This window comes from Streptomyces gamaensis, assembly GCF_042656465.1.
Classification (GTDB): domain Bacteria; phylum Actinomycetota; class Actinomycetes; order Streptomycetales; family Streptomycetaceae; genus Streptomyces; species Streptomyces gamaensis.
On record NZ_JBHSPB010000017.1, the window covers coordinates 70,001 to 86,261 of the forward strand.

The following is a 16,261-nucleotide window of genomic DNA, read 5'->3' on the forward strand; positions in this document are numbered from 1 at the left end:
ACCAAGAGTCGCCGACCAGAGATGAGGAATGCCTTGAAGAGGCGAATCAATCAAGTAGGAAGCGGGGGAAGAGCGTTTCGCGCCGTGCGTGCTATCAGCCTTGCCCTGCTGCCTCTGTCCTTAACGTTAGGCATCATTGGCCCCACTCCCTCCATGGCCGACGATCTGCCTGAACTGCCCGAGATTGCAAGTCCTATTCCGGCTACGGACCGGGGTAAAGTATTAGAGCTCTGGAAGGTGGCCACACCCGGCGTGAAGGCCGCTGCGGAAGCGGTGTTAACTGGAACCGATGATCAGGTGCGGCGGTTCCTGGACAGTGGTGTCAAGACCGCCCAGCTCCAAGACGACCGCATCCGCGCGGTGCAAGTATTCAGTTTTGGGGGTCGGGCTACACGTGAGGCCGCCCTGAAAGCACTTGACGGTCCACCTGAGGAACTTAACACGTTTCTGGTGAGCGGCTGGCAGGAGCCCCTTCAGCAGGATCAGCGGGTGAGAGCGGTCCAGATTATGAGCTCTGGCCGCGATTACGTGAAGAGGGCAGCGCAAACAGCCCTGGATGGTACGAGCGAGGACGTCCGCAAGTTTCTGGAGGACGGCCAGTACACCGCGCGTGACGCCGATGATCGCGTACAGCTGGTGCAGATTCTGAGCACTGGCGGCCCTGCAGTAAGAGAGGCCGCAAAAGTCGCGAGTGATGGTTCCATTGAGGACGTCCGGGAGTTTCTCCAAGTTGGCCAGTACACGGCCCGGGCTCGTGACCAGGAACGGGCAACAGTAGAGCAACTCGTACAACAGGCTCGTGAAGCAGGTCGCCAGGCCGCAGTAGAAACGGAGGCTGCCGAGAACACCTCCGATCGGGCCGTGGCTGCCGCCGCACTCGCCAAACAGGCCGCCCAGAAAGCTGCGGCAGAGACCGCTGCAGCTAAGAATGACGCCTACAAGGCGACCGCAAAGGCGAAGGAAGCCGCCACAGCTGCCAACCAGGCGGCGGCAGCAGCGCAGCAGGCCATCAATGCAGCTCGTGCAGCCAACAACTCAGCGCGTATCGCCGCAAATGCTGCAGCTCAGGCGGCTTCCGCGGCAGCTGGCGCTGCAGAAGCCGCATCACGTGCGCAGAGCGCTGCGGCTGCTGCTGCCAGTGACGCCGGCCAGGCTTCAACGGCCCGCAAAGCTGCCTGGGACGCCAAGATCGCGGCCACGCGGACCAGGGAGGCAGCCGAGGCTGCCAGCCAGGCTGGCATTGCCTCCGATCGCGCTGCTGATGCAGCGAACGCCGCTGTAAGCGCCGCTTCCAATGCGGCCACGGCCGCTGATGCGGCTGACGAAGCAAGCGGTTACCGCAACGTCGCGACCGAAGCAGCCGAGATAGCCCGAGCCGCCGCAGCCGAAACCCGACGCCACGCCAGTGAAGCCACGCGGGCCGCCAACGCCGCTGTAGGGCTTGCCCGTAAGGCTGCAAGAGCTGCCAGGGCAGCGCGGGACGTTGCCAATTCAGCAGCTGAGCACGCCGAGGCAGCTGCCAAGGCTGCTGAGGAAGCAGCTGCCCACGCAGGGGAAGCAGCCACTGCGGCTGCCGAATCCACAGCCCATGCCAAGTCGGCCAAGGAGGCAGCTGACCGGGCAACAGACGCGGTCAGCAAGGCCAAGGCAACCCACGAACTGGCCCAGCAAATCGAGGCCGAGCAACTGGATGCACGGACTGTGGAAGGCATCCAACAAGCCCAGGCTCAGAGGGCCGAAGAGGAAGCTCGCAAGGCCAGGGAAGCCAAGTTTGCTGGCGAGGCCGAGAGCCTTACTGATGACGCGACACGTCTTGCTGCCGAAGCCGCCCGGCCTCACACAGATCTGAACGACGTCGTCCGCGAGGGGCGTCAAGTCGCGTTGCTCACCCTGCGGTTCGGTGGCCCCTGGAGCCGTACAGCGGCCCAAGTCGCACTTGGTGGCCCCGACAGCGGCATCGTTGACTACGTGCGTACTGGCTGGAAGCAGGCCAGGGAGCAGGACGACCGCGCCTGGGTGGAACACCTTGCGGCTGACTCCGACTTGGGTAACGTGCGAGCAGCAGCCACAGAAGTACTCAAGGGCAGCAGCGAACAGATCGCCGACTTCCTTGCTAAAGGCCAATATACAGCAGCCTACGCGGACTATCGAATCAAAGCCACTCAGCTGGTCAGCGCTGGGGATCGCCAAGTCAAGGAAGCCGGAGAAACGGCCCTGGACTCGGGCTCGATTGACAAGTTGAGAGACTTTCTCAACAGCGGGCAATTCACTGCCCGATATGGTGATGAACGGGTCCAGGCGGTTCAACTAGTCGACCGTGGTGGACCCGAGGTAAAATCCGCAGCTCAGGTGGCACTTGAAGGAACTCCTCAACTGCTCCACGCGTTCATCCAAGTTGGTCAGTACAAAGCCCAGCGCCTAGATCAACTGGCTGCCACGCACAGGGCAGAGGTCGCCCAGCTGATCGCCGAGGGGGCCGGCGTGGCCGCCAATGCACAACAGAACGCAGCGGAAGCCGGCCGATATGCAGCCATAGCCCGGAAATCAGCGGCAGAAGCCGACGGCTACGCCAGGCAGGCCCAGGAGTCGGCTGCTGACGCCAAGGGGTATGCCGCCCAGGCAGCCAAATCGGCCAAGGACGCTGAAGCATCTGCCGCGCGAGCCGCGCAGTCCGCTAAAGCCGCCCGCCAAGCAGAGGCGGATGCCCATGCGGCTGCCCTGAGTGCAGAGGCGTCAGCATCCAGCGCAGAGGCGTCAGAATCTGCTGCAAGTTGGTCAGCCGACAGTGCGGCAGTCGCAGCCGCTGACGCCTATGACTCTGCTGTCGCAGCCGGGAAGGACGCTGCTTCAGCAGAAAAAGCCAAGCAGGCTGCTATCGCTGCTGCGGAACAACGGCGACGCGAATATGTCGATGCTGTGCGTGCCGCCAAGGAGCGAGCAAGAAAAGAAGCCGACGAACAAGGGAAAAAGGAGGAAGAGGCCGCAGATCACAGAATCCCCGCCAACGTCAACGATGCGGGTGTTCCCTGTTACTCGGGCAGCTTCGACCCCACTTGCTCGTCACACGAAGAAATCAACCACACGACTGCGCCTGAGCCCACAAACTGGTGGGAAGTGCTGGACTTGGCCGTCGGCTCTCTCTTCGCAGCGTACGGGGAAGTCCAGATATCGAAGGGGAGGCCCCCGTCCAGGGCCTTGGCGGCAGAGGAGGCCGCTGGCGGTGCCCTCCGCTGGGCGGTTACCCGATATACAGTGGGCGGAAGGCTGCCCTACTATACTCCCAAGAACCTCGAACTCAAGACGCTAGTAAATAAATACGGAGGCAAAACTAACTGTCGAGGCTGCGCCGTGGCCACCGATCGAATTCTTAGCGGCGGTAAGCCGCCTGCCGACGGTGTAGACCCCATGATGAAGCGCGGCTCGCTGGAGAGTATCGAGGAATACTATCCGGGTAGTAAGTTCAAATCGATGCGCCTAAACTGGATAGTGAAGACTATCCAGGAAGCCGGACCCGGCGCGCGCGGCATCGTCTACGGATCAGATAAAGAAGGCGGGCACGTGTTCAACGTGGTCAACACCCGGGGGAAAGTGGTATTCCTGGATGCGCAAGTGGACGGCGCCGCGCATGTGGATACCTGGGATCCTTCAGGCTACAAACTACTAAGGACAAACTGATGAACCATGCCGAGGCTGTCTCGCGGGCGGAGAAGTTCCTCGAAGAGAGTCGCGAAGAGGGCGAACCCGAGCTCGCAATCGACTATGATCGAATCCGAGAAAAGGGAGAGAACCTGGTCGTCCCCTACAACTCCGCCAAGTATCTCCAAACGCGCAACGAAGCAGATATGGCTCTCGGGTGCTGGCCCATGCTGGTGAACCTTACATCCGGAGAGGTCCGTTTCGGGGGCCTGGAGGACAGGCCTTTCTGACGGAACGAAATTCGCCCCGTTGGAGACGGCATGGACCGAAACGCTAGCCTTGTCGGGATCGTTCCACTACTGCCGCGGGTAATCTCCGTGAGAAGGAACCGATAGTCCGTTTAGGGGTGGCAATTCACCATGCGATACCCGTTGGCGGCGTCGTCCGAAAGGCGCCGCTAACGGCATATCTTGCTGGGATCCGGGCAGTTCAAAATGCCTGGCTGCGTGACCTGCGGGCGCACCACACTGGCGCCCGCAGGTCTTCCCTCGGCCGACGACCGGACTTCGCCAGGTCAAGCGAATCCCACTTGCGTGCCAACAGGGTGGCAAGCGGATCCGTATACGGCAGCCCGCCTGACGCCTGGGTGTCATCGCGTGCGCACCGCAGACCGACGCTCGCTCGCAGTCCAGCTCACGAGCGAGGCGTTCGCGAACAGGGCCCATGAACCGGCGGGCAGGGACTGGGAGATCACCGCCGTCGGCATTCTGCCCGCGGCGCTGAGCCGTACCACGGGCGAGGGCTGCGTCCTGCGAGGTTGTGAGAACCGTGCGATCACGGTGGATCTCGCGTCTCTGGCCGAAGTCGGGTGCGGCTTGTCCGATGGTTCGGAGTCGTCTTTAGTTGCGGGGCGTACGCGCTGTCCGCCGGAGCAGTCGGCCTCAGGACGACGGCAATGGCCGCAGTGACGACATGATCTTCTTGATCGTCTCGTCGGGCAGCTCGTCGTTCACGCCCTTCGCCGCGTACAGCACCCACGTCGCCAAGTCCCCTTGCGTGTCCTTGTAGGTCACCGCGAACGCCTTGCCGTCGGTCGTGCACTTGTCGGTCTTCTTCACGCCTGTGACGGTCGCGGACGCCGAGTAGCCCGTGATGCCGTAGTCGCTCTTGAAGGGCTGGGACTTCGTCGTGTCGAACTTGCCGGTCTTCTTCTGGTCGAAGCCCGCGAACACCCAGTTGAGCGCTTCGACTTCGGCGGCGTCGGCCTCGCTCTTGGCGCCCTGGGCGCCCTTCGTGCCGGCGGCGGCGAGTTCGCCGTTCTTCTGGCAGTAGCCCTTCTTGAAGCGGGAGGGGCCGGTCATGCCGACGAGGCCCTTGCCCTTGTCGTCCTCGAAGCCGATCATCAGGGTGGGTGATTCGACGGTCCAGTCGGCCGGTACGTCGAAGGCGTCGTGCCGCTTGGGGTTGATGACGGCCTTCCAGCCGTCGATGACGGGTTTGACGTCACCGCCGGTGCGCGGGTTGTCCAGCGGGGCGTCCGGGCCGGCGGACGCGGCGGGTGAGGACGGCGCGGCCGGGGACGAACCGGCTGCCTGCGGGGCCGGGTTGCTGTCGTTCTTCTGGTCGCGGTCCTTGAGGACGACGACACCCGTGACCACCGCCGCGGCGACCACCGCGACGGCGGCGCCGATCGCGATCACGGTCGTGCGTTTGCTGCCGCCGCCGCGCGGGGGCTTGCCCAGGTCCACGGGCGGGGTGGGGGAGGGCCACTGCGGGGCGCCCTGAGGGGGCGGCGGGACGCCGGGTCCGGTGGGCGGCTGCATATACGGGTTGGGCTGCTGCGGCGCGGTGCCCGGGACGGGCTGCTGGTACGGGTTGGGGTGCTGCGGGTAGCCGTACCCCGGCGCGGGCGGAGGCGTGCCCGGTGCGCCCGGCTGCGGGTGGCCGTACCCCGGCGTCCCGGGAGCCCCCGCGCCCCCGGGCGTCCCCGGAACCCCTGATCCCCCTGGTGTTCCCGCTTCCGGCTGCTGATACGGATTCGGGTTCTGCTCGCCCCCGGGCGGCTGCTGTTGTCCTGGCCACATGGCCGACAACGATAAGGGGAGTGGCCGAAGAGCGTCAGGGCGCCCCTTCCGCCAGTTGCTACCCGCTGGTAACTTTCGGGGTATGTCCAAGACTTCGTCCCCGATCGGCGACGCCCTCGCGGCCAGCGTGCCCATGGTCCGTACCCTCAACCTCGCCTTCGAGGAGGTCAGCGCCGAACGCGCGGTGCTGCGCCTGCCCGACCAGCCCGACTTCCACAACCACATCGGCGGCCCGCACGCCGGCGCGATGTTCACGCTCGCCGAGTCCGCGAGTGGCGCGATCGTGCTCGCCGCGTTCGGTGAGCAGCTCGCACGGGCCGTGCCCCTGGCCGTGCGTTCCGCGATCGAGTACAAGAAGGTCGCCAAGGGCGCCGTCACCGCCACCGCGGAACTCGGCCGCCCGGCAGCCGAGGTCGTCGCCGAGCTGGACGCGGGGGGCCGCCCGGAGTTCCCGGTACGGGTCGCGATCACGCGGGAGGACGGGGCGGTCACGGGGGAGATGGAGATCGTCTGGACCTTGCGGCTGAACCAGTAGCCCCGGCGTGCAGGGGGCGGGCCGGCCGGTGCCGCACAGCCCGGTCCGTTTCCTCCCCCGCGGCCTCCTGGCGGCGGGTGTGAGGTTTGCACCACAGTGGCGAACCTGGGACCGTGTACGCACTCCCGGGCCTGCCCTTCGGAAGCAGCCCCCTGGGGCCGCCGAGAACCGACCACTGCCAGAAGGGCGAATCACGTGCCCTCTCAGCCTCCTGCCGAACCGCCATCGTCACAGACGCAGCCCGCCATCACGGCGAGTGTCACCGTGACCGGTGATGTCGCGACGGCACTCCGTGAACTTGCCGCGGTCGAGGGCCGTACACCCGAGGAACTCGCCCTTCAGTACGCCGCCGGAGCGCTCACGATTCCCACCGAGCCCATCGATGCCCGGGACTGGGGCATCTTCGACGGTCCGCCGGATCTCTCCGCTCGCGCGGGTGAGTACCTGCGAGAGGAGATCGGGCGTTGACTCCCCCGGCGCAGCTGGTGGCTGTGGCCGACACGTCTGTACTGCTCGGGGTCTTCAACCGTAAGGATGACCGGCACGACGATGCCGTGGTTGCTCTCGCGACCGCGCGCATCCTCGTGGTCTCGCCGCTGGTCCTGGCCGAACTCGATCACCTGCTGATCACGAGGTTGAACGAGAAGGCCGCGCGGCACGCGGTGGCGACGATCTGCGCCCTGGAGAATCAGGGGCAGGTTCGGCTTCCAGGTGTGGACCGTCGCCTCCTCACCGAAGCGGGCGATCTGCTGGACCGGTATCAGGGCCGTGCGCTCGGGCTGACGGACGCCGTCAACGCGTGCCTGGCCTGGCGTCTGCCCGTGCCGCGCATTCTGTCCTTCGACCAGCACTACTCCCACACCATCGCCCCGCGCACTCCTTCGGAGCGCCGGCTGGAGGTCGTACCCGGGCACAGTGGCTGACGGTACGGCGTGTGTGCTGGAGGGCACTGTCGCCGACCGAACAAATAACCCAACCCTCGCAACCCGCAGCCCCCAGAACGAGTCCTTCCCTCCAGTAGGCTTCCCGCCGTGCGCCGCAGTGGCGTGCGGTCGGCAGTGGTCGTCAACCGGGGAGGAACCGGCGTTGCACATCCAGGAGTGGCTCGAATCGGTGCCGGCGGTCGCCGTCTACCTCGTGGTGGGCGGGGTCATCGGGCTGGAGAGCCTGGGCATCCCGCTTCCCGGGGAGATCGTCCTGGTCAGCTCCACGCTGATGGCGGCGACGCAGAGCCACATCAACCCGTACGTGCTGGCCGGCTGTGCCATCGCGGGCGCGATCATCGGTGACTCGATCGGCTATTCCATCGGCCGCAAGGGCGGCAAGCCGCTGCTGGAGTGGCTGGGCCGGAAGTTCCCCAAGCACTTCGGGCCGACGCACATCGCGAAGGCGGAGCAGTCCTTCGAGAAGTGGGGCATGTGGGCCGTCTTCGTCGGCCGGTTCATCGCCCTGCTGCGCATCTTCGCCGGGCCGCTCGCGGGCGTGCTGAAGATGCCGTACTGGAAGTTCCTCATCGCCAACGTGCTCGGCGCCATCGTCTGGGCCGGCGGTACCGTCGCTGTGATCTACACCGTCGGCAAGGTCGCCGAGGAGTGGATCGGCCGGTTCTCCTGGATCGGGCTCGCGGCCGCCGTGCTCTTCGGTGTCGGGTCGTTCGTGGTCATGCGGATGCGGGCGAAGAAGGCCGAGGCCAAGGAGGCCGCGCGGCCCGCCGGGGCGGAGGCGGTCACCACCCCCGCCGAGTGAGACCGGCTGCTTGTTGCGAAAGCCTTCGGGCCCGCCCCGTGAAGTGTCCGGGGCGGGCCCGAAGGCTTTGCGCGGTGCGGTTCCGCCGTGCGGGCCGGACCGACCGTCGCGGTCACTCCGGCAGGCCGCCGCCCCGCCGCGTCAGCGGCCGCCGCGCCCCACGTCCCGGTGCGCCCGCGCCAGCTCCCCGTACATCTGCGCGTTCACGCGGATGTGCTCCCGCTCCTCCGCCGTCAGCTCGCGCCGCACCTTCGCCGGTACGCCCGCGACCAGCGAACCCGGCGGCACCCGCATGCCCTGCGGGACCAGGGCCTGCGCCGCGACGAGCGAACCCGCCCCGATGTGCGCGCCGTTGAGGACCGTGGCGCCCATGCCGATGAGGACGTCGTCCTCGACGGTGCAGCCGTGCAGGACCGCGTTGTGGCCCACGGTCACGCGCTCGCCGACCGTCACCGGGAAGCCGGGGTCCACATGCACCGTGCAGTTGTCCTGCACGTTGCTGCCGGCGCCGATGGTGACGGGGCCGCAGTCGGCCCGCAGCACCGCGTGGTACCAGACACTCGCGCCGGCCGCGAGGGTCACCTCGCCGACCACGACCGACGTCGGCGCCGTGAACGCCCCTTCGGAGATCCGCGGTTCCTTGCCGCCCACACCGGCGATCAACGGCCCTCCCGGCACAGCGTTCTCCTTCACAGCAGCGCTCCGCCGCGCCGCGCGCCCAGCCGCGGGATCTCGATCGCCGGGCAGCGGTCCATCACCATGAGGAGTCCGGCCGCCCGCGTCCGCTCGTACGCCGCCTCGTCGATCACGCCCAGCTGGAACCAGACCGCCCGCGCGCCGATCGCGGCCGCCTCGTCGGCGACCGTGCCCGCGCGCCCGGAGTTCACGAAGACGTCGACCACGTCGACGGGGAAGGGGATCTCGGCGAGGCTCGCGTACCCGCGCTCGCCGTGCACGGTCTCCGCGCGCGGGTGCACGGGCACGATCCGCTTGCCGTGACGCTGCAGCACCCGCGCGACGCCGTACGCCGCGCGCTGCTGGTTCGCGGAGAGGCCGACCACCGCCCAGGTGTCGCCGGTCTCCTCGATGATCTTCCGGATGATCCCCGACTCTGCGTACATGCCCGCTCAACGTGCGGCCCCCTGTGATCATTCCCGGTTCGTCGGCCGCCCGGGGCCGGGCATAGGGTGGCGGGATGCAGGAGCAGTACCGGACGGTGGCCCGCGCGGGCGAGCACGAGATCGAGATCAGCAGGTCGCGCTTCATCTGCGCGCTCGCGCCCGCCGCGACCGAGGAGGAGGCGCAGGCGTTCATCGCCCGCGTCCGCAAGGAGCACCCGACCGCCCGGCACCACTGCTTCGCCTACGTCCTCGGCGCCGACGGCTCCGTGCAGAAGGCCAGTGACGACGGCGAGCCCGGCGGCACGGCGGGAGTGCCGATGCTCCAGATGCTGGTGCGGCGCGAGGTCCGCTACGTCGTCGCCGTCGTCACCCGCTACTTCGGTGGGGTCAAGCTCGGCGCGGGCGGCCTGATCCGCGCGTACGGGGGCGTGGTCGGCGAGGCCCTGGACGTGCTGGGCACGGTGACCCGGCAGCGGTTCCGGCTCGCGGCCGTCACCGTCGACCACCAGCGCGCGGGCCGGCTGGAGAACGATCTGCGGGCCACCGGGCGCAGCGTGCGCGAGGTGAGCTACGGGGCGCGGGTGCGGATCGAGGTGGGGCTGCCCGAGGCGGACGTCGAGGCGTTCCGGGCCTGGCTGGCCGATGCCACGGCCGGTACGGCCGAGCTGGAGCTCGGCGGCGAGGCCTACGGCTGATCCGGCCCGCGCGGCACCGGGGGGCGTCACACGTAGTCGTCCAGGCGGGCCAGCGCGTACCCCTGCTCGGTGGCCTTGCGCAGCACCAGCCGCAGCATGTCACCCATGGAGCCGTTCCACTCCTCGGGCCCGTTGAAGTGGGTGAGGATGATGTCGCCGGGGTGGAAACGGGCGTCGTCCTCCCGGTAGTCGATGCGGTCGGCGAACGCCTCCTCGGCCCACAGCGGGGCCGCCTGCACCCCGCACTCCTCGGCGATGGCCAGCGTGTCGTGGTCGAAGTCGCCGTAGGGCGGACGGAACAGCCGAGGGCGGGTGCCGGTCTCGCGCTCCAGGATGTCCTGCTGGCCGCAGATCTCCTCGCGCTGCCGCTCGTAGGACTCGTGGTTGAGCTGCGGGTGCTTGAGGGTGTGGTTCTGGATCGAATTGCCCAGCGCGCGCAGCTCGTTGAAGTAGTGGTAGTCGCCGCCCACGTTCTCGTCCGTGAGGAACATCGTGAACGGCACGTGCAGGTCGCGCACCATCTGGAGGAACTCGGGGTCCTTGTGGCCGCCGTCGTCGATGGTCAGGAAGACCACCTTGTCGGTCGTCGGCACGCTCCCGAACGCCGGGATGAGGTCCGCGCCCTGGAACGCCCAGTCGGGCGTCGCCGGATGGGTCTTGACGGCCGGGGGCAGCGGCGGGAGCAGGGGTATCTGCTCGACCCCCCACTTCCTCGCGGCTGCCGCGCGTTCCGCCGGGGTCTGCTGCAGGGCCGCCTTCGCCTGTACGGCACGGGCGTCGCCGGGGTCCGGCCCGGGGGCGCCCAGGGTGGAGCAGGCGGCACCGGTCGCGAGGACGAGCAGGACGACCAGGGCGCGGACGGCGGTCCGGCGCGGACCGGGCCCCCACGGCAGAGATGGCACATGTCGGATATGGCGCATATTCCGGATCCTGGCAGTGGGGTGTCCGGGCCGCGCGCCCGGTACGGCCATCGGGACCAGCGCAGTGCCCCCGCGAGCGTACGGGCGGCCCCGCACCGCCCCGGTACGGCCGCGCCCGTACCGAAGGGCAGCCGCGGCCGGCCCCGGACCGGGGCGCCGGGAGAACTCGACGCATCTTTAGCGCCAACACGGCAACCCGAAGCCGCGAGAACCCGTCCCGCGCAATCCATCTCCTGACGTGAACCAGGGGAGTTGGCGGGAGAGCGACCGTACCGCACACCGAAGAAACCCCGGACCGCTTACCGAACCTCCGCGCCGGAACCACAGGGTTAAGCACCCCCGGCCCGGCGGTCGTTGACCCCCGCCACGGCGTCTCACTAGCCTCGCGATCAATTCCCTGACCTTCCCCGATCGACCTCCCCTGATCCGTGCACGCCGTGCCCCGTGTGAAGTTCCGCGAAAGGGAAACCCTCTCTTGTCGAACGCAACGCTCGCCCCCATGGAACAGACCGAACAACAGGGTCTGTGCATGGCGACCCTCGATACGGCCCTGACCATCAAGCAGGCGAACCAGGAGTTCTTCCGGCAGTTCAACGGCTCGTCCGCCGAGATATGCGGCCGCAGCTTCCACGACGTGGTGCACCCGAGCGTCCGGCAGCCGCTCATGCGCCAGTTCTCCCACCTGCTCGAAGGCAAGCACCAGCGCTTCGTCGCCCCCGTCATCGCCGTGGGCCCCGGCGCCGAGTCGGCCTTCACCGTCCCCCTCACCGCCGTCACGGTGCGCGGCGGGCTGCCCGACACGACCGCGATCCTGGTGATGATGCCCGCCGCCCGGGACACCGAGGGCGCGCGCGTCGTCACCCACCAGAAGAAGATCCTCTCCGAGATGGACGCCCGCATCCTCGAAGGCATCGCCGCCGGCGTCTCCACCATCCCCCTGGCCTCACGCCTGTACCTGAGCCGGCAGGGCGTCGAGTACCACGTCACCTGCCTGCTGCGGAAGCTGAAGGTGCCCAACCGCGCCGCACTGGTCTCCCGCGCCTACTCCATGGGCGTGCTCAAGGTCGGCACCTGGCCGCCCAAGGTCGTGGAGGACTTCGTGAAGTGAGCCGGAGCGGCCGGTGCCGCGCGATACCGGACCCGGGACGGTCCGGATCGCCCCGCCCCCGCCGCTGGCCGGATTCCCGCCACCGCCGACACGGCCGCATCCGGCGTCCAGTAGTCTGCTGCGCTGGTGCAGACCCGACGAGGAGGAGCGCGGAACATGCCGGACGGAGCCGCCCCGTGAGGTTTCTGCACACCTCCGACTGGCACCTGGGCCGCAGCTTCCACCGCACGAGCCTGCTCGACGCCCAGCGTGCCTTCCTCGACCACCTGGTGACCGCCGTCCGCGAGCACGACGTCGACGTCGTCCTCGTCGCGGGCGACATCTACGACCGGGCCGTACCGCCGCTCGCCGCCGTCGAACTCTTCGACGACGCCCTGCACCGCCTCGCCGGCCTCGGCGTGCCCACCGTGATGATCTCCGGCAACCACGACTCGCCGCGCCGCTTCGGCGTCGGCGCCGGCCTCATCGAACGGGCCGGCATCCACCTGCGCACCGCCCCCGCCGAGTGCGGCACGCCCGTCGTGCTCCCCGACGCCCACGGCGACGTCGCCTTCTACGGACTGCCCTACCTCGAACCCGCCCTGGTACGCGCCGAGTTGGGCGCCGAGCGGCCGGGCCACGCCGCCGTCCTCGAAGCCGCCATGGACCGCGTCCGCGCCGACCTCGCCGGCCGCCCCGCCGGCACCCGCTCCGTCGTCCTCGCCCACGCCTTCGTCTCCGGCGGCGTGAGCAGCGACAGCGAACGCGACATCGCCGTCGGCGGCGTCGCCGCCGTCCCCGCCGCACTCTTCGACGGCATCGACTACACCGCCCTCGGCCACCTCCACGGCGCCCAGACCCTCACCGAACGCGTCCGCTACTCCGGCTCCCCGCTCGCCTACTCCTTCTCCGAGGCCCACCACCGCAAGACCATGTGGCTCGTCGACCTCGACGCCGACGGCACCGTCACCGCCGACCGCCTCGACACCCCCGTGCCCCGCCCCCTGGCCCGGCTCCGCGGCCGCCTCGCGGACCTGCTCGCCGACCCCGCGCACGCCCGGCACGAGAACGCCTGGGTCGAGGCCGTCCTCACCGACCCGCTGCGCCCCGACGAACCCATGGCCCGCCTCGCCAAGCGCTTCCCGCACATCGTCAGCCTCGCCTTCGAGCCCGAACGGCCGGACGAGGACCCGCTCGCCTCCTACGCCCGGCGGCTGCGCGGCCGCACCGACCAGCAGATCGCCGAGGACTTCGTGGCCCACGTACGCGGCGGCCACGGCCCCGACACCGCCGAACGCGCCCTGCTCGCCGACGCCTTCGACGCCGTGCGCGCCGACGACAGCGAGGCCCGCCGATGAGACTCCACCGGCTCACCGTCACCGCCTTCGGCCCCTTCGGCGCCACTCAGCACGTCGACTTCGACACGCTCTCCGCCGCCGGCCTCTTCCTGCTGCACGGGCCCACCGGCGCCGGCAAGACCTCCGTCCTCGACGCCGTGTGCTACGCCCTCTACGGAGCGGTGCCCGGCGCCCGCGAGAGCGGCCCCACCCTGCGCAGCGACCACGCCGCCCCCGGCACCGCCACCGAGGTGCGCCTGGAGTTCACCGCCGGCGGCCGCCGCCTGGAGATCACCCGGCGGCCCGAGCACTACCGGCCCAAGAAGCGCGGCGAGGGCCTGACCCGCGAGCGGGCCGTCAGCGAACTGCGCGAGTGGCGGCCGGGCAGCGACCGGTGGGACGGGCTCAGCCGCTCCCACCAGGAGATCGGCGAGGAGATCCTCCAGCTGATCGGCATGAGCCGGGACCAGTTCTGCCAGGTCGTCCTGCTGCCGCAGGGCGAGTTCGCGCGCTTCCTGCGCGCCGAGGACTCCGCGCGCGGCAAGCTCCTCGGCAAACTCTTCGACACCGGCCGCTTCGCCGCCGTCGAGGAGCACCTGGCCGAACTGCGCCGCGCAAGCGAGAAACAGGTCGCGGCCGCCGATGCGCAACTCACCGGGCTCGCCCACCGCATGGCGCAGGCCGCGGGCCGGGGCCCGGACGCCGACGCGCTGCCGCTGCCCGCCGGTACGGGCACGCCCGTACCGCGGCAGCGCGCCGGTGCCCGTACGGCCCGTACCGCCGACCGGCAGCAGGCCCCCGCCGGGGACGACCTCGCCGAGGCCGTGCTCTCCTGGGCCGCCGTGGCCCGCACGGTCGCCCGCGAGCAGCGGGACATCGCCGCCGTCGCCCTGGAGACCGCCGACCAGGCAAGCCGGGCCGCCCAGCAGCACGCCCAGGACGTCCACGAACTCGCCGGACTGCAGCAGCAGTTCGCCGAGGCCCGGCAGCGCGCCGCCACCCTGGAAGCACAGCGCCCCGAACACGACCGCGTGCGCACGCGCCTGGAACGCGCCCGCGCCGCCGCCCCCGTGACCCTCGCGCTCGGCCTGCGCGACAGCGCCGCGCACGCCCACCAGGAGGCCCTCGCCGCCGAGCAGGACGCCCGCCGCCCGCTGCCCCCCGAGCACGCCACCGCCACCACCGCGCAACTCGCCGCCCTGGAACGGTCCCTGCGCGAGGAACTCGGCGAACTGGCCGCCGCCCGCCGCACCGAGGAACGCGCCGCCGCCCTCACCGCCGAACGCGCCGCCCTGAGCAGCGAGGCCGCCGCCGACGCGGCCGCCCTCGCCGCCGCCGAGGACTGGCTCGCCGGCTGGGACGAGCGCCGGGCCGCCGCCGAACAGCGCGTCGAGGCCGCCCACGCGGCCGCCACCCGCGCCGCCCGCCTCGAAGGCGAGACCGAGCCCGCCCGGCGGCGCCTGGCCGCCGCCCGCGAACGCGACCGCCTCACCGGCGGACTCTCGGCCGCCGAGGCCGCCCTGCTCGCCGCCCGCGAAGCCGCCGCCACCGCCCGCGAACACTGGCTCGGCCTGCGCGAACGCCGCCTGCGCGGGGTCGCCGCCGAACTCGCCGACGCGCTGGCCGACGGCGCGCCGTGCCCCGTGTGCGGTGCCACCGGACACCCCGCCCCGGCCCGCCCCGAGCCCGGCCACGTCGAAGCCGCCGACGAGGACCGCGCCTTCGAGGACGTCCAGCGCGCCGACGACGCCCGGCAGCGGGCCGAGCGCGCCCTGGACGCTCTGCGCGACGACCTCGCCCGCGCCCGTGCCGAAGCCGGGGACGCCACCACCGCCGAACTCGCCGACGCCGCCGAGGAGACCGACCGCGCCCTGCGGCAGGCCCGCGCGGCCGCCGCCGACGCCCCCGCCGCCCGCGAGGCCCTCGCCCGTGCCGAGCAGGACCGTGCCGGGCATCACGACGCCCGGCAGGCCGCCCGGGTCCGTACCGCCGCCCGGGACCGCCGCCTTACCGCCGTCGACGACGAACTGCGCGAGCTCGCAACGGAGTTGACGCGGGCCCGCGGCGGAGCCGGCAGTGTCGCCGCCCGCGCGGCACTGCTGGAACGGCGCGCGGCCCTCGTCGCCGCCGCCACCGAGGCGGCGCGGGCCGCCACCGACACGGCCGACGCCCTGCGCACGGCCGGCACCCACCTCGCCGAAGCCGCCCGCCACGCCGGATTCGCCACCCCCCGGGACGCCGCCGAGGCCGCGCTCCCGGACAGCGGGCAACAGGCGCTGCAGGAACGGTTCGACGCCTGGCAGCGCGAGGAGAGCGCCACCGCCGCGCGCCTCGCCGACGCCCGGACCGCCGAGGCCGCCCGCAGGCCCCCGGCCGACCCCGCCGCCGCCGACGCGCGGTTCGCCGCCGCCGACGCACGGCTTCAACAGGCCCGCACCCGGGACCACGCGGCCCGTACCCGCTGCGCCGACCTCGACCGGCTCTCCGCCGAGGCCCTCGCCGACGTCCGCGCGCTGGCCCCCCTCCGTACGGAACACCGGCGCGTCACCGCTCTCGCCAACCTCGCCGCCGGCACCTCCGCGCACAACGAACGCAAGATGCGCCTGGAGTCCTACGTCCTGGCAGCCCGCCTGGAGCAGGTCGCCGCCGCCGCGACCGTCCGCCTGCGGCACCTGTCCGACGGCCGCTACACCCTCGTCCACTCCGACGCCCGCTCCGGAACCCGCCGTTCGGGCCTCGGCCTGCACGTCGTCGACGCCTGGACCGGACGCGAACGCGACACCTCCACCCTCTCCGGAGGCGAGACCTTCTTCGTCTCCCTCTCCCTCGCCCTCGGTCTCGCCGACGTCGTCACCGAGGAAGCCGGCGGCGTCCGCCTGGACACCCTCTTCATCGACGAGGGCTTCGGCAGCCTCGACGAGCAGACCCTCGACGAGGTCCTCGACGTCCTCGACACCCTGCGCGAACGCGACCGCGCCGTCGGCATCGTCAGCCACGTCGCCGACCTGCGCCGCCGCATCCCCGCCCAGCTCCAGGTCCTCAAGGGCCGCACCGGCTCCACGATCCGGCACCGCACCGCCGGCGCCTGAGCCGGACCCAC

The 16,261-nt window shown here is 70.4% G+C and carries 14 protein-coding genes; 10 read left to right on the top strand and 4 right to left on the bottom strand.

Going from position 1 to position 16,261, the window contains the following annotated elements:
- The first annotated feature begins 153 nt into the window (after positions 1-153).
- Together ACFP1Z_RS24865 and ACFP1Z_RS24870 are read left to right on the top strand one after the other, a co-directional pair.
- Positions 154-3,675 carry a toxin glutamine deamidase domain-containing protein gene (locus ACFP1Z_RS24865; RefSeq protein ID WP_390319609.1) on the top strand — a complete coding sequence of 1,174 codons (3,522 nt, stop codon included), beginning with the start codon at positions 154-156 and terminating at the stop codon, positions 3,673-3,675.
- Positions 3,675-3,926, top strand: a complete 252-nt coding sequence (locus tag ACFP1Z_RS24870; protein ID WP_390319610.1) for a YrhB domain-containing protein — start codon at positions 3,675-3,677, stop codon at positions 3,924-3,926. The genes ACFP1Z_RS24865 and ACFP1Z_RS24870 overlap by 1 nt, the downstream gene beginning before the upstream one ends.
- Before the next feature lie 651 nt (positions 3,927-4,577).
- On the opposite strand, the gene ACFP1Z_RS24875 is transcribed toward ACFP1Z_RS24870, so the two are convergent.
- A complete protein-coding gene (locus ACFP1Z_RS24875) occupies positions 4,578-5,459 on the bottom strand; it encodes a DUF8017 domain-containing protein (RefSeq protein WP_390319612.1) in 882 nt (293 codons plus the stop codon).
- Positions 5,460-5,802: 343 nt separating this feature from the next.
- On the opposite strand from ACFP1Z_RS24875, the gene ACFP1Z_RS24880 reads away from it, so the two are divergent.
- From ACFP1Z_RS24880 to ACFP1Z_RS24895, 4 genes are all read left to right on the top strand, one after another.
- Positions 5,803-6,255, top strand: coding sequence for a DUF4442 domain-containing protein (locus ACFP1Z_RS24880; RefSeq protein WP_390319614.1), 453 nt, complete (start codon positions 5,803-5,805; stop codon positions 6,253-6,255).
- A gap of 264 nt (positions 6,256-6,519) precedes the next feature.
- Positions 6,520-6,723, top strand: coding sequence for a hypothetical protein (locus ACFP1Z_RS24885; protein ID WP_390319615.1), 204 nt, complete (start codon positions 6,520-6,522; stop codon positions 6,721-6,723).
- On the top strand, positions 6,720-7,178 hold the full coding sequence (locus ACFP1Z_RS24890) for a type II toxin-antitoxin system VapC family toxin (RefSeq protein ID WP_390319616.1): 459 nt from the start codon (positions 6,720-6,722) through the stop codon (positions 7,176-7,178). The genes ACFP1Z_RS24885 and ACFP1Z_RS24890 overlap by 4 nt, the downstream gene beginning before the upstream one ends.
- 163 nt (positions 7,179-7,341) lie before the next feature.
- Positions 7,342-8,001: a DedA family protein gene (locus tag ACFP1Z_RS24895; protein WP_390319617.1), complete on the top strand. Its 660-nt coding sequence runs from the start codon at positions 7,342-7,344 to the stop codon at positions 7,999-8,001.
- Positions 8,002-8,142: 141 nt separating this feature from the next.
- Here the strand turns inward: ACFP1Z_RS24895 and ACFP1Z_RS24900 are convergent, their stop codons facing one another.
- The gene (locus tag ACFP1Z_RS24900) at positions 8,143-8,694 is read right to left on the bottom strand and encodes a gamma carbonic anhydrase family protein (protein WP_390319619.1); all 552 of its coding nucleotides are present in this window, start codon (positions 8,692-8,694) and stop codon (positions 8,143-8,145) included.
- A complete protein-coding gene (locus ACFP1Z_RS24905) occupies positions 8,691-9,122 on the bottom strand; it encodes a CoA-binding protein (protein WP_390319621.1) in 432 nt (143 codons plus the stop codon). The genes ACFP1Z_RS24900 and ACFP1Z_RS24905 overlap by 4 nt, the downstream gene beginning before the upstream one ends.
- A 74-nt stretch (positions 9,123-9,196) precedes the next feature.
- Between ACFP1Z_RS24905 and ACFP1Z_RS24910 the strand changes: the two genes are divergently transcribed.
- Positions 9,197-9,817: a YigZ family protein gene (locus ACFP1Z_RS24910; protein WP_390319623.1), complete on the top strand. Its 621-nt coding sequence runs from the start codon at positions 9,197-9,199 to the stop codon at positions 9,815-9,817.
- A gap of 26 nt (positions 9,818-9,843) precedes the next feature.
- On the opposite strand, the gene ACFP1Z_RS24915 is transcribed toward ACFP1Z_RS24910, so the two are convergent.
- The gene (locus ACFP1Z_RS24915) at positions 9,844-10,737 is read right to left on the bottom strand and encodes a polysaccharide deacetylase family protein (RefSeq protein WP_390319625.1); all 894 of its coding nucleotides are present in this window, start codon (positions 10,735-10,737) and stop codon (positions 9,844-9,846) included.
- A 499-nt stretch (positions 10,738-11,236) separates the two neighbouring features.
- Between ACFP1Z_RS24915 and ACFP1Z_RS24920 the strand changes: the two genes are divergently transcribed.
- The 3 genes from ACFP1Z_RS24920 to ACFP1Z_RS24930 all read left to right on the top strand — a co-directional run bounded on the left by ACFP1Z_RS24920 (position 11,237) and on the right by ACFP1Z_RS24930 (position 16,250).
- Positions 11,237-11,845, top strand: coding sequence for a LuxR C-terminal-related transcriptional regulator (locus ACFP1Z_RS24920; RefSeq protein ID WP_390319627.1), 609 nt, complete (start codon positions 11,237-11,239; stop codon positions 11,843-11,845).
- 176 nt (positions 11,846-12,021) lie between these two features.
- On the top strand, positions 12,022-13,182 hold the full coding sequence (locus ACFP1Z_RS24925; RefSeq protein WP_390319629.1) for an exonuclease SbcCD subunit D: 1,161 nt from the start codon (positions 12,022-12,024) through the stop codon (positions 13,180-13,182).
- Positions 13,179-16,250: an AAA family ATPase gene (locus tag ACFP1Z_RS24930; protein ID WP_390319630.1), complete on the top strand. Its 3,072-nt coding sequence runs from the start codon at positions 13,179-13,181 to the stop codon at positions 16,248-16,250. Before ACFP1Z_RS24925 ends, ACFP1Z_RS24930 begins: the two co-directional genes overlap by 4 nt.
- The last annotated feature ends 11 nt before the right edge of the window (positions 16,251-16,261 follow it).